The sequence below is a fragment of the Sphingomonas corticis genome (assembly GCF_012035195.1).
GTDB classification, from domain to species: Bacteria; Pseudomonadota; Alphaproteobacteria; order Sphingomonadales; family Sphingomonadaceae; genus Sphingomonas; species Sphingomonas corticis.
On the sequence record NZ_JAAVJH010000011.1, the window covers coordinates 103,885 to 116,356 of the forward strand.

The window sequence follows — 12,472 nt, forward strand, 5'->3', positions numbered from 1 at the left end:
GCCGTGCCGCGCCACGACCGAGGACCCGCGTGACCGCACCCGAGCCGCCCCGCCCCGCCACCCATGCCGCGACCCGCCGCCCCTCCACCAAGGCGGAGCAGCGTGCGGAAACGATGGAGCAGATCCTGGACGAGGCGGAGTATCTCTTCTCCCGCCACGGGCTGCACGGCGTCACGCTGAAGGACGTTGCCAAGCGGGTGGGCGTGCATCACACGCTGCTGAACTATTATTTCACCGACAAGAAGGCGCTGTTCGACGCGGTGTTCGCCCGGCGCGCGGTGGTGACGAGCGAGCGGCGGATGCGCGCGCTCGACGAATACGACGCCGCGACCGGCGGGAGGCCGACGGTGGAGGGCGCGCTCCACGCCTTTCTCGACACCGACCTCGACCTCTACATCGAGGGGGGCGAGGGCTGGAAGAACTACGGCGCGCTCGGCGCGCTGGTCGCGAACACGCCCGAATGGGGGGCGGAGCTGATGGACGAGCATTTCGACCCCGTCGTGCTGCGCCTGATCGATTTGTTGAAGAAGGCGCTTCCCGATTGCGCGGAGGCGGACATCTACTGGGGCTATCACTTCGTCACCGGAGCGCTGATGATGACGCTGGCCCGCACCGGACGGATCGACCAATTGTCGCACGGCCTGTGCCGCTCCGACGATTTCGCCGCGGTGAAGGCGCGGATGGCGCGCTTCATGGCGGCCGGGTTCCGGCAGGTCTGCGGCGGCTGAGCGCACGCGCGTCCGACACGCAGACGATCAAGATATTCACTGGCTTGTGAGCGAATGAAGGAGAAGATCATGTCCATCGACGGTCGCGTCGCCATTGTCACCGGCGCAGGCTCCGGCCTGGGCCGCGCCCACGCGCTGTATCTCGCGCGGCAGGGCGCGAAGGTGGTCGTCAACGACCTCGACCCCGCCGCTGCCGCGCGCGTGGCGGACGAGGTGATCGCAGCGGGCGGCCACGCGCTCGCCGGCGCGGGCTCGGTCACCGACGAGGGCGCGATGGCGGCGCTGGTCGCGACGGCGACGGACGCGTGGGGGCGGGTCGACATCCTCGTCAACAATGCCGGCATCCTGCGCGACCGGAGCTTCGCGAAGATGACGATCGACGACTTCCGGCTGGTCGTCGACGTCCACCTGATCGGCGCCGCGATCGTCACCAAGGCGGTGTGGGAGATCATGCGCGCGCAGCGCTACGGCCGGATCGTGATGACCACCTCCTCGTCCGGCCTGTACGGCAATTTCGGCCAGGCGAACTATGCCGCCGCCAAGATGGCGCTGGTGGGGCTGATGCAGACGCTGGCGATCGAGGGCGAGAAATACGGTATCCGCGTCAATGCGCTGGCGCCCACCGCGGCGACGCAGATGACGCACGGGGTGCTGCCGGACGAGAGCCTCGCCGCGCTCGATCCCGCGCTGGTCAGCCCGGGGCTGCTCGCGCTGGTGGGAGAGGGGGCGCCGACCCGCGCGATCCTGTGCGCGGGTGCCGGACATTTCGCCGCCGCGCACGTGACGCTGACAGAGGGCGTGCGGATCGACGACGCCGACACCGACCGGGCGCTGGTCGCGCGCTGGCCTGCGGTGGTGGACCGCGCCGGGGAGATCGTGCCCGCCTACGGCTTCGTCCAGGCCGAGCGCGAGGTGGCGAGCGTGGCGGCGCGGTAACTTTCCGCGGCTGCGACGTTGTGTGCTGCGACGAAGGAGCACGCGACTTGCCGACCAGGATCCTCATCAGCGGTGCCAGCGTGGCGGGCAACGCCTGCGCCTGGTGGCTCGGCCGCGCCGGATACGACGTGACCGTGGTGGAGCGCGCGCCGGCGTTCCGCGACGGCGGGCAGAACGTCGACGTGCGCGGCGTCGGCCGCGAGGTGCTGCGCGAGATGGGGCTGGAGGCGGCCGCGCTGGCCCACGGAACGGGCGAGGAAGGGACGGCGTGGGTCGAGGAGGACGGCCGCATCGCCGCGCGCTTCCTGACCGCGGACACGGGACCGGACGGCCCGACCGCGGAGATGGAGATCCTGCGCGGCGACCTCGCCCGGCTGCTCTACGAGGCGGCGCGCGGGCACGCGGCCTATCGCTTCGGCGACCACATCGTCGCGATCGAACAGGGCGATGCCGCGACGGTGACGTTCGCGGGCGGGGCGACCGCGGACTACGACGCCGTGATCGTGGCCGAGGGCGTCGGCTCGGCCACGCGCGAGCTGGTCTTCGCGAACGAGAACCGGCCGCGCCCGATGGACCTGACGATGGCCTATTTCACGATACCGCGGCGCGCGGACGACGACCGGCTGTGGCGCTGGTACCACGCGCCGGGCGGGCGGAGCGTGTCGCTGCGGCCCGATCGCCACGGCACCACCCGCGCGATGCTGAGCGTGCAGAAGCCGCCCGAGGGCGAGCAGGACTGGACCGAGGCGCGGCAGAAGGCGTGGCTGCGCGCGACCTTCGCCGACGCGGGCTGGCAGGCGGATCGCGTGCTCGCCGGGATGGAGACGACGCGCGACTTCTACGTCGACGTGCTGCGCCAGGTGCGGATGCCGCGCTGGTCGAACGGGCGCGTGGTCCTGTGCGGCGACGCGGCCTGGTGCGTGACGCCGATCGGCGGGGTGGGCACCACGCTGGCCGTCACGGGTGCGCGGGTGCTGGCGGGGGAGATGATCCGCAGCGCGACGCTCGAGCGGGCGTTCGCCGGGTTCGAGCAGGCGATGCGGCCGATGGTGGACAAGGCGCAGGGCATCCCGCGCCTCATGCCCCGGCTGGCCAACCCGCACAGCCGTTTCGGCATCAGTGCGCTCCATGCCGCGATGGCGCTGGCCAGCCGACCGGCGGTGCGATCGGCCGCCGGCACGCTGTTCGCGGGCGGGGGCGACGCGCACGAGCCGGACCTGTCGCGCTACGAGGGGTCGGCAGAACCCGCGCCTGTGGTCGCGCGCGAGGGGCTGTCGCCGCTGGCCGCGCTCGGCATCGTCGGGCTGGTGCTCGGTGCCGGCGCGCTGCTCGGCCGCCGCAACGCGCCCGATCGGTCGCATCCCGGTATCCGGCACTGGTATCGCGGACTCGACAAGCCAGGCTACACGCCGCCGGACGCGGCGTTCGGCGCGGTGTGGCCGGTGCTGGAGACGGGGCTCGCCGTCGGCGGCTATCGCCTGCTACGCCGCCCCTCCTCGCCGCGGCGCAACGCCGCGGTGGGGCTGTGGCTGGCGAACAGCGCGATGATCGGCGGGTGGACCGAGTTGTTCTTCCGTCGGCGACGGCTCGGTGCCAGCGCGGCGGCATCGGGCGCGATGGTCGCGTCGGGCGCGGCGCTGGCGGCGACCGCGGCGAAGGTCGACCGGCCTGCGGCGGCGCTGACGCTGCCGTTCGTCGCCTGGCTCGGTTTCGCGACTCTGCTGGCGGAGCGGATCCGCCGCGACAATCCCGCGTCATGAGGCCGGTGCCCGACCCGGCCGGTCCGGGGCAGGAGAGCGTGTGGTCCTATCCGCGCCCCGCGGTCGCCCGGCGCAGCGGCCGGCACGTGCGGATCGAGCATGGCGGCGCGACGGTCGCCGACACGCGCGCCGCCGTCCGCACGCTGGAGACCAGCCATCCGCCGAGCTGGTACGTCCCGCCCGCCGACGTCGCGATCGCCCTGCTGCGCCGATCTGAGCGGCGCTCCTTCTGCGAGTGGAAGGGGGAGGCGGTCTACTGGCACCTCGTCGTCGGCGACGCGGTGCTCCGCGACGTGGCGTGGAGCTATCCCGATCCGACCGCGGCGTTCGCGATCCTGCGCGATCACCTGGCCTTCTACGCCGGGCCGCTCGATCGCTGCACGATCGACGGCGCGGTCGTCCGCCCGCAGCCCGGCGGCTTCTACGGCGGCTGGATCACCGCCGACCTAGCCGGGCCGTTCAAGGGCGTGCCGGGCAGCTTGGGCTGGTAGCCGCGCGTCAGCGCCCGCCGCCGCGGCGCATCGGCATGGCGTCGATCGTGTCCTCCAGCGTCGCGGCGGGGATCGGCCGGGCGGCGTTCAGCTTCATGCCCCCGTCCTTGCCGATCAGCGCCACCCCGAAACCCACGGCCGGCAGACCGTAGCGCCGCCGCAGCGCCGCGGCGCGATCCGCGGCGCCGGCGACGTGTTCGCCGACGATCTCGACGACGACGAGGTCGCGGTCCCGCGCGCCGGCCGTCCACGTGCCGAGGATGCGCCGCTGCTCGCGCAGGCGCGGGTCGCCGGCGTCCGCCGCGCTGACGAGGAGCACACGCCTCTCCCACCGCATCGCCGCGACGGTGGCGGGACCCGCGGAGGCGGCGGCGAGCAGGGCGGGGAGCACGATCATGCCGGTCCAACGCACGGGGCGGGCGAACGCCCACCCGCGGCGGGGCGGCACGTTGCGGGGCGAACCGCGCCCGCGCTATCGCGTCGCGAAAGGAGCATCGCGATGGAAACGATCGGCCGCGACCTGCGCGAGATGCAGCGCATTCCGTTGGCGCCCGCGCACGTCGACGCGATTCGCGCGGCGGGCACGCGGCGGCGTTATCCCGCGGGCGCGCTGCTGGCGGAGGTCGGCGCGCCGGCGGACCGCTTCGTCTATGTCGAGGAGGGCGAGGTGGAGGTCGTGAACCCGTTCACGGGCGAGCGGCTGGTGCCCTCCACGCTGGGACCGACGCAGTTCATGGGCGAGATTTCGCTGCTGTCCGGCGGCACGTGGACGATGCCGATGCGCGCCGCGGCGGACACGACCGTCGTCGAGGTGCCGCGCGACGCCATGCTGCGGCTGATGGCCGAGGTGCCGGAGATGTCGGACATCATCATCACCGTCCTCGCCGCGCGACGGCGGCGGCAGATCGAGTCCGGCGACGGGATGCTGGTGCTGGTCGGCGAGGAGACGGATCGCGGCGTCCGGCGGGTGGCGGAGTTCGCCGCGCGCAACCGCATCCCCTATCGCTCGCACCCGCTGGGCAGCGCGGAGGCGCGAACCGTGGCGACCAGTTGCGGCACGCACGCGGACGCCCCCCTGGTCGTGTTCGGCCGCGACCTAGTGGTCGCCGATCCGACGCCCGAGGCAGTGGCGCGGCTGGTCGGACTGGACCAGGACCTGCCGGAGGAGGATGCGTTCGACGTGCTGATCGTCGGTGCCGGCCCGGCGGGCGTGGCGGCGGGGGTCTATGCCGGGGCGGAGGGGCTGCGCGCGCTGGTCGTCGACGACACCGCGATCGGCGGGCAGGCGGGCACGTCCAGCCGGATCGAGAACTACATGGGCTTCCCCACCGGCATCTCCGGCGCCGACCTCGTGTGGCGGGGCGAGGTGCAGGCGATGAAGTTCGGCACCCGCTTCGTCATGCCGCGGCGCGTCGCCGCGCTGGAGGAGCTGGACACGGGCGGCTTCTGCGCGACCTTCGCCAACGGGCAGCGCGTGCGTGCCGGCGCGGTGATCGTCGCGACGGGCGTCCAGTACCGCCGCCTGCCGATCGAGCGGCTGGCCGAGTTCGAGGGGGCGGGCATCTACTACGCCGCCACGGAGAACGAGGCGCGCTTCTGCCGCGATACCGAGGTGGTGGTGATCGGCGGAGGCAATTCCGCCGGGCAGGCGGCGATGTTCCTCAGCCGCGCGGCGCGCCACGTGCGGCTGCTGGTGCGCGGCGACACGCTGGCGACGTCGATGTCGAGCTACCTGTCGAGCCGGCTGGAAGCGGACGAGGCGATCACGATCGAATATGGCGCGCACGTCGCCGCGCTGCACGGCGACGACGCGCTGGCGGGCGTGACGATCCGCAGCGCCGCGGGGGAGCGGCACCTGCCCACCTGCGCCATGTTCGTGATGGTCGGCGCGGCGCCGAACACCGGCTGGCTGTCCGGCCTGGTCGCGCTGGACGACAAGGGGTTCGTGCTGACCGGGCAGGAGGCGGGAGCGGCGTCCCCCTTCGCCACCACGCGACCGGGCATCTACGCGGTCGGCGACGTGCGCGCGGGATCGGTGAAGCGCGTCGCCTCGTCGGTGGGCGAGGGGTCGGTGGTGATCTCCGCGGTGTGGAACGACGTGCGTGGCGGCGACCGGCACGGCGGGGCTCGATAGGGCGGCGCTCAATAGGGCGGCGCGCGGCGGGCGCGCTGGGCACGTGCGGCCTCGGTCCACCAAGCGAGGTTGTCGGCGAAGCGTGGGAAGGCGCGGGCGAGCGACGCGCCGCCGTCCCCCGTCGGCTTGCCGTCGCCGTCGAAGGCGCGGCCGATCCCGCCGACCGCGATCGAGCTGGAGACGACGACCATCCCCATTTCCGACAGGATGCCGTGCCACGCCAGCCCGGCGCGCGCGCCGGCGAAGCGGCCGGCCGAGTAGCTGACGATCGCGGCGGGGCGCCAGTACCATTCCTCCAGGAAATGGTCGGTCAGGTTCTTCAATCCCGGCTGCACGCCCCAATTGTACTCGCCGGTTACGAACACGAAGGCGTCGGCCTCCCGGATCCTGGCGGCGAGATCCTCCAGCGCGGCGGGTGCCTCGCCCGCGGGATATTCCTTGTACATCCGGTCCAGCATCGGCAGCCCCACCGCCCGCGCGTCGACCAGCTCCGCCCGCGCCCCGCGCTCGGCGAAGGCGCGGACCAGGTAATCCGCCAGCCGGATGCCCTGCCGGTCGGTCCGGTAGGAGCCGTAGAAGATGAGGATGCGGTCGGCCATGCTGTCTTTCCGGTATCGTCGCACCAGCGATGGGCCGGGCGGGCGGGAAGCGCAACCGGCAGGTGAACGGCGGCCCGATCGCGCCGGAACGTCAGCGTCGCGATCTGCCTGTCGCCCGGCGGCAAGGCCGACGGGTCCGCGGGATTGAACCCGAGCGAGGTTGCGCGCACGACGCGCCTTCACGCCGCTCGGGTGCCCACCGACCTGCCGAACTGGAGCGCGGGGAGGAGGCGTGAGAGAAAAGGGGCGCCCGCATCGCTGCGAACGCCCCGTGAGACCGATCTGCGTGCTTGGGAGCGCTCGGTCTATCTGATGGATGGAGGCTAGATGCCGTTCTTCAGGTTCGTGTCCGCATCATGCGTCCGCATGTCCTCCGCCTGGTTCTCGCCGGCCGCCCGCACGCTGTCGGCCGCGTTCTCGAGATTGGCCTCGGTCGCGTCGGAAGAGGCATTGTCGGCTGCCTCCTCGAGGTTGTCCGCGATCGCCTCCGCATTGGCCTCGATGTTGTCGGCCGCCTGTTCGCGCGGGCTGGAATTGCAGGCGGCGAGCGACACCAGACCTGCGGCCATCGCGGCACCGAATAGCTTCTTCATCAAACTCTCCCCTTCTGAACGGGTTAGCAGGATAGCGGAGCCGACGAGCGCTGCAAGCGCGATGCGACGACGATGCGAGCGGCCGCGCGCCTGTCATTCCGGCGGGGCGGGGATCGTGCGCAGGGCGGTCATCAGTGTGGCGATCGTGATCGGTTTGCTCAGCTGCGGCACGCCCGCGAACCGGGGATCGCGATCTTCCAGCTCGTAGCCGCTGAGGAAGAGGAAGGGGACGTCCCGCTGCCGCAGTTCGGTCGCCACCGGATAGACCGGCTCGCCCGCGAGATTGATGTCGAGGATCGCGAGATCGATCTGCGGCAGGCGCGCGAGCTGGTCGAGGGCAGCGGCGACCGTGGCGACGCAGCCGACCACGCTCGCCCCTTCCCGCGCGAGCGCGCGGGTGAGCTGGCGCGCGAGCAGATACTCGTCCTCCACCAGCAGGATGCGCTTGCCCGACAGGGAGATCATGCGGGCGTGTACGTGACGGGAAGCGACATCAGGCACGCCACGCCATCGTCGGTGAGCCGGTAATCGAGCCGCGCGCCGAGCTGGTGCGGAAGGCCGAACTCGATCAGTTCGCGGCCCTGCCCGCGATGATCGCGGCGCCCGCTCCCCGTCATCGCGACATCGGTCTCGCGCCAGTGGACGACGAGGCGGTCGGCGCCGCCCTCTCCGGACTCGCGGGCCCAGCTGATCGAGAGCCGCGCGGCCGGCTGTGCCAGGGCGCCGTGCTTGATCGCGTTGGTCGTCAGCTCGTGGAGGGCCAGCGCCAGCGTCTGGATGCTGCTGGACCGCAGCAGGATGCCGGCCGGTCCGTTCAGCGTGACCCGGTGATCGTCCTCGGGAAGGGCGCCGAAGGCGTCCAGCTCCGCGCGGAGCAGGTCGTCGAAGCACAGCCGTTCCGACCCGGTCAGCGTGGAAAGCAGGTTCTGCGCACGCGACAGGGCGCGCATCCGGTTCTCGAACGCCGCGGCGAAGGTGCCGAGGTCGGGGCTCGTCTCCAGCGTGCTCTCGGCGACCGCCTGCACGACGCCCATCAGGTTGCGGGTGCGATGTTGCAGTTCGCCGATCATGAGGCGGAGCCGCTGATCGGTCTCGATCTCCTCGGTCACGTCCTGGGCGATGCCGCCGATCCGCCGGACGATGCCGTCGCGGTCGGGCAGGGGGAAGGCGGTGTTCTTGATCCAGCGCACGCGCGTGCGGCCGGGAAGGCGCACGCGGAAGCTGTGCGTGACGCGGTGGCCGTCGCGGACCTTCGCCAGTTCGGCGAACGCCGCGGCGCGGTCCTCGGGCACGATCGCCGCCTGCCAGTCGAACTCGATCGCGCGATCGCCGCGGCCGGGAACGTCCGCGCTCAGCAGGCTCCGCAAGCTGCCGCTGAGGAATTCGAACTCGGCGGTGTCGGTGTTGCGGAGCCACAGGATGTCGGACGACGCCTCCGCAAACTCACGGAACCGCGCCTCGCTCCTGACGAGTTCGGCCTCCACCCGCTTCCGCTCGGTCGTCTCCTCCACGACCGCGCCGATCCCGATGATGGCGCGGTCGACCCGGATGGGGAAGAAATGCTCGTTCCAGCTCCGGCCGCCGCCCAACCCCTGCGTGGAGCCGACCACTTCGACATCGCGCAGCGGCTCGCCGGTCTCCAGCATGGCGCGCCATTGATCGAGCAGGGCATCCAGCCCGGCGAGATCCGGGAAGAGGTCGGCCGGACTGCGGCCGATGTGCTGCGCCGGGCTGAGCCCGTTCATCTCAGCCAGGCTGTCGTTCACGCGGACGAAGCGGAGATCGCGGTCCCAGATGGCGAGGCCGATCGGCGCGGCGCTGAACAGCGCGTCGAGCATCGCCGTGGGCGGCGGGCTGTCCTCGACGGGGCGGGGGAGGATCGCGCGTTCGACGGCCTGCCTGAGATCGTCCGACCAGGAATCGATCGATCCGAGTGGAGTGGATGACCAGTCGTAGTCGATCGTCAACCGTTCAGCGGCCGTTGCGTCTGGCATCACCGGTCTGCTTCGCTCCCCCGGTCGCCAGAGATAGCATGCTGCGCAATGAAGCCAAGTGGTTGGTGGTGCCGGCCCGGTCACCTGCGAACACACGGCGCCCTTTCCTGCGTCGCCGACGGCATCCACTTCCTCAGGCGCGTGGCCAGTGCCGCCGTCCGTCCGGCGCGATCAAGACCAGGTCCGGTCGCGGTCCGGCGCACATGCGGCGGGCGCGCCGGTCAGTCGTCCTTCACGAACACGCGGTCGCCGATGAAGATCATGTCGCTGTCGACGCGCGGGGTCGCTCCTTCGGAACCGAGCGCGAAGAACTCGCGTCGGGTAGCACCACGAGGATCGACGAAGCTGATCGTGTGGCGCTCGATCCGATAGCGGCCGACGCCGCCCCGCCTGCGGCTGGAGGCCGCGACGTTCGCGCCGACCGCCCCCGCGCTGGAGTCGGTCGAGAAGCTGCCGTCGGGCGAGAAGGCCAGGTTGGTCTGCGCGGCGATCGCCATGGTGCCGCCCAGCGCGGAATTGCCGCCGCCGGAGATGCGCTTGTACGGGCGCGCCAGCTTGCCGCCGATCGCTTCCGCCGGATAGGCCTTGAAGAAGCTGCCTTGCTGGAGGCGGTAGTCCTCGGTCCGGCCGCGATCGTCGGTCAGCAGGAAAGTCGCGCCTTGGCGCCTCCACGTTCCCCAGGCGCGCGGATTGGCGGCGCGGCTGGCGGCGAGATCGACATCTTCCAGCGCCGGTCCCTCGACCTCGTAGTAGCTGCCGTCGCGGAACAGGACCACTGGCTCGAAATCCTGGATCATCATCCCGCCGACGCCGAAGCTGGTGTACGATTTGAAGTAGACGCCCTCCACCCGCTGCCAGTTGCCGGCATGCGAGGCGGCCCTGCCGGGAGGCGTGACGGGCGGCGGGGCGGCCGGGGCCTGTGTCGCGGGCGGCGATCCGGAAGCGGGCGCGAAGCCGGCGGGGGTGAGCGTGGTCCGGCGAAGGTCGGTGCGCAGGATCTGCGCCGCCTCGGCATGGATCGCGTCGCTCATCTTGCGGCGGGCGGCGGCCCCCTGTCCGGCGACCGCCTTCATGCGGGCGTCGATCACCAGCGCCTGCAACAGCATGGCATCGGCGATGTCCTGCTTCTCGGCATCGCGCAGTGCGGCCGTGCTCTTCGCCATCTTGCCCGCGATCTGCCGACGCGCCCCGTCGACCAGCGCGGGATCGGTCGTCTCTCCGATGATGCCGTTCGCCGCCTCCCATGCCATCACCCAATAGGCGGCGGTCATGTCGGCGACGTCGCTCGTGTCGAGGCCGACGCGCCGCAGTTCGGCCGAGACGGCGCCGAGGATGTCCTGCCGGAAGGATCGATCGAGCGCGTCCGCCATCGCGGGCGAGCGCGACCGTGTCGCGGCGACCAGCTTGGCCTGATTGGCCTCGAACCGGACCGGATCGCGGACGAAGCGCGTCGCCGCCCCCCCCGGCGAGGATTGCGTCGCCGCGGCGGAGCCGGACGCCAGGGCCACGTCGGCCAGCCCGAACGCCGCCGCAAGGAGAAGCGATCGAAGCGGCAGGGTCGCGGGAGAGGGTGGGGTGGCAATTGTCAAGGCAAGTCTCCCGTCGCTCTTCGCCCGGCCGGTCCGCACGAGCGCGTGCGTCAGGGGCGTCTTGCACCCCGACGGCGGGATTACACGTCCGAATGCGCGCCCGGGTTCCGTCGGTTTTCTGCGCAACTCGGCACCGAATTGCGCCAGAAACCGAGGTTTCCTACATATGCCAGCGACTTGGGACTGGGTGGCGGAGCGGGAGGGATTCATATCCTTAACGTAAGACTTTGCTAGAACTAATGAAAACCGTCCAAGCCTAGTTTACGTGCCCCCGACCGTGCCCCCTGATCGCAACCGCTGAAGAGATTTCCGTTTAGCGTGTCGCGTAGGCGTGGTGCCCCGACCTGTTCGGAGTGGCCAGCCTCGCCACCCGACGTGACCGTCCCTTACCGCTCACCCGAGAAGATGTCGACGAACACGGGCGGGTCGGCCGCGCGTGGCGTAAGCGGGTCCCGCACGCTCGGCCAACCCTTCACCCAAGCAATGAATGCGCGCCTCCCAGGTCGCTGAGGCGCATTCACCTATCCCTTGGCTAGAGAGGAACGGCCTTGGTCACCAACCTTGCAGACGCGCTGGATGCGGAAACGCTCCTCCGGATGGAGGCCAGCGGCCGACGGAACGGGACCGACGGGGACCGGGTCAGGAGAGCCTATGGCCTAAAGCGCTCCAACCGGCTCAACCCGCTGCGCGGCCGCCTACGCGCGAGATTGGAAAGGCCGGATCGGGCCGCGATCATCGAACTCACGCGCGGATACACGATGCATCGCGAGGCCGCACGGGCAGTGGCTTCCGCCGGCATCGATCCCGTCGACGTCATCGCGCTGGCGATCTGGGCGCGCTCGGTCGACATGCGGATCAACGACGGCATGACGGTGACCGCGTTCGCCGATACGGACACGAAGCGTCTCGTGGTGTCGTTGCTCCTCGGACCGGAGGGCGAGGCGCTGTGGGACTTCGACGACCGGTCCAGCGATCATCGCTCCGCAGGATCCATCGAGATCAGGAACCATCCCCTGCCCGAGAGCGTGCTGGTCGCCTTGTCGGGACGCCCCCTCGAAGCGGTGCTGACCCACCCGGTCACCGACGGCGCGGGTCTGCGCATCAGCAGCACTTCAATCGACAAGTCCCGAAACGCCACCTGCCTCGAACTCGAGAGAGCACGTGGAGGAACTGCGCGAGTCGAGTTGGTCCCAGGCAAGGACGAGGCGGTCGCCCCTGACGCGCGGTAGCGAAGCACGGTCGACCATCCGCCCCGCCACCTCGAAGTCCGCGTTGATCCGGACGATCAGCACCTTGCTGAAGTTGCGCCTGAGATTGAGCACCACCTCGGCGTTCGCCTTGAACGGCGTGATCGTCTTCACCTCCACGAGGTCGTTGCCGATCCGACCATCCGACCCTTGGGCGTAGTTGCGGTGCAGCTTCAGGCCGTGCGTTATGACGCCGAACAACTCCCCGATGTCGCCATAGACCTGAAGGTGCCGTCCGGTGAGCTCGTGATACTCGCGGGCCGTCTCAATGAGTGTAAGCGTGGCGTGAGGACCGCAGTTTATGCGGCTTGGGCTGTTGGCTGATCTGTCTGGGGCACCCAGTTCCACGGCATCAGCTCGTCCCAGCGGGTGGCGGGCCAGTCGCCGGCGACCCTGGCGAT

The 12,472-nt window shown here is 71.0% G+C and carries 13 protein-coding genes; 6 read left to right on the forward strand and 7 right to left on the reverse strand.

What is annotated here, in order from left to right; genetic code table 11:
• The first annotated feature begins 29 nt into the window (after positions 1-29).
• The 4 genes from HBH26_RS15520 (at position 30) to HBH26_RS15540 (ending at position 3,915) form a co-directional block, all read left to right on the forward strand.
• Positions 30-728 carry a TetR/AcrR family transcriptional regulator gene (locus tag HBH26_RS15520; RefSeq protein ID WP_338057423.1) on the forward strand — a complete coding sequence of 233 codons (699 nt, stop codon included), beginning with the start codon at positions 30-32 and terminating at the stop codon, positions 726-728.
• A gap of 69 nt (positions 729-797) precedes the next feature.
• On the forward strand, positions 798-1,664 hold the full coding sequence (locus tag HBH26_RS15525) for an SDR family NAD(P)-dependent oxidoreductase (protein WP_168135543.1): 867 nt from the start codon (positions 798-800) through the stop codon (positions 1,662-1,664).
• A 47-nt stretch (positions 1,665-1,711) separates the two neighbouring features.
• Complete coding sequence (locus tag HBH26_RS15530) at positions 1,712-3,424, forward strand: tryptophan-rich sensory protein (RefSeq protein WP_239024847.1); 1,713 nt, start codon at positions 1,712-1,714, stop codon at positions 3,422-3,424.
• Positions 3,421-3,915 (forward strand): DUF427 domain-containing protein, encoded by a 495-nt coding sequence (locus HBH26_RS15540; protein ID WP_168135544.1) that lies wholly within the window; start codon positions 3,421-3,423, stop codon positions 3,913-3,915. The genes HBH26_RS15530 and HBH26_RS15540 overlap by 4 nt, the downstream gene beginning before the upstream one ends.
• Positions 3,916-3,922: 7 nt before the next feature.
• Here the strand turns inward: HBH26_RS15540 and HBH26_RS15545 are convergent, their stop codons facing one another.
• Entirely contained in the window at positions 3,923-4,327 is a 405-nt protein-coding gene (locus tag HBH26_RS15545) for a DUF4174 domain-containing protein (protein ID WP_338057425.1), read from the reverse strand.
• A gap of 87 nt (positions 4,328-4,414) precedes the next feature.
• Between HBH26_RS15545 and HBH26_RS15550 the strand changes: the two genes are divergently transcribed.
• Positions 4,415-6,049: an FAD-dependent oxidoreductase gene (locus HBH26_RS15550; protein ID WP_168135545.1), complete on the forward strand. Its 1,635-nt coding sequence runs from the start codon at positions 4,415-4,417 to the stop codon at positions 6,047-6,049.
• An 8-nt stretch (positions 6,050-6,057) separates the two neighbouring features.
• On the opposite strand, the gene HBH26_RS15555 is transcribed toward HBH26_RS15550, so the two are convergent.
• The 5 genes from HBH26_RS15555 to HBH26_RS15575 all read right to left on the reverse strand — a co-directional run bounded on the left by HBH26_RS15555 (position 6,058) and on the right by HBH26_RS15575 (position 10,824).
• Positions 6,058-6,648 carry an NADPH-dependent FMN reductase gene (locus tag HBH26_RS15555; protein ID WP_168135546.1) on the reverse strand — a complete coding sequence of 197 codons (591 nt, stop codon included), beginning with the start codon at positions 6,646-6,648 and terminating at the stop codon, positions 6,058-6,060.
• A gap of 323 nt (positions 6,649-6,971) precedes the next feature.
• Positions 6,972-7,241: a hypothetical protein gene (locus HBH26_RS15560; protein WP_168135547.1), complete on the reverse strand. Its 270-nt coding sequence runs from the start codon at positions 7,239-7,241 to the stop codon at positions 6,972-6,974.
• 93 nt (positions 7,242-7,334) lie between these two features.
• Positions 7,335-7,706: a response regulator gene (locus HBH26_RS15565; protein WP_168135548.1), complete on the reverse strand. Its 372-nt coding sequence runs from the start codon at positions 7,704-7,706 to the stop codon at positions 7,335-7,337.
• Positions 7,703-9,235 (reverse strand): sensor histidine kinase, encoded by a 1,533-nt coding sequence (locus HBH26_RS15570; protein WP_168135549.1) that lies wholly within the window; start codon positions 9,233-9,235, stop codon positions 7,703-7,705. The genes HBH26_RS15565 and HBH26_RS15570 overlap by 4 nt, the downstream gene beginning before the upstream one ends.
• A 221-nt stretch (positions 9,236-9,456) precedes the next feature.
• A complete protein-coding gene (locus HBH26_RS15575; protein WP_168135550.1) occupies positions 9,457-10,824 on the reverse strand; it encodes a hypothetical protein in 1,368 nt (455 codons plus the stop codon).
• A gap of 548 nt (positions 10,825-11,372) precedes the next feature.
• Here HBH26_RS15575 and HBH26_RS15580 point away from each other — a divergent pair.
• Positions 11,373-12,053, forward strand: coding sequence for a hypothetical protein (locus HBH26_RS15580; RefSeq protein ID WP_168135551.1), 681 nt, complete (start codon positions 11,373-11,375; stop codon positions 12,051-12,053).
• On the opposite strand, the gene HBH26_RS20475 is transcribed toward HBH26_RS15580, so the two are convergent.
• A complete protein-coding gene (locus tag HBH26_RS20475; RefSeq protein ID WP_239024855.1) occupies positions 11,937-12,413 on the reverse strand; it encodes a hypothetical protein in 477 nt (158 codons plus the stop codon). The two genes, HBH26_RS15580 and HBH26_RS20475, sit on opposite strands and share 117 nt — an antisense overlap.
• Positions 12,414-12,472 lie beyond the last annotated feature (59 nt).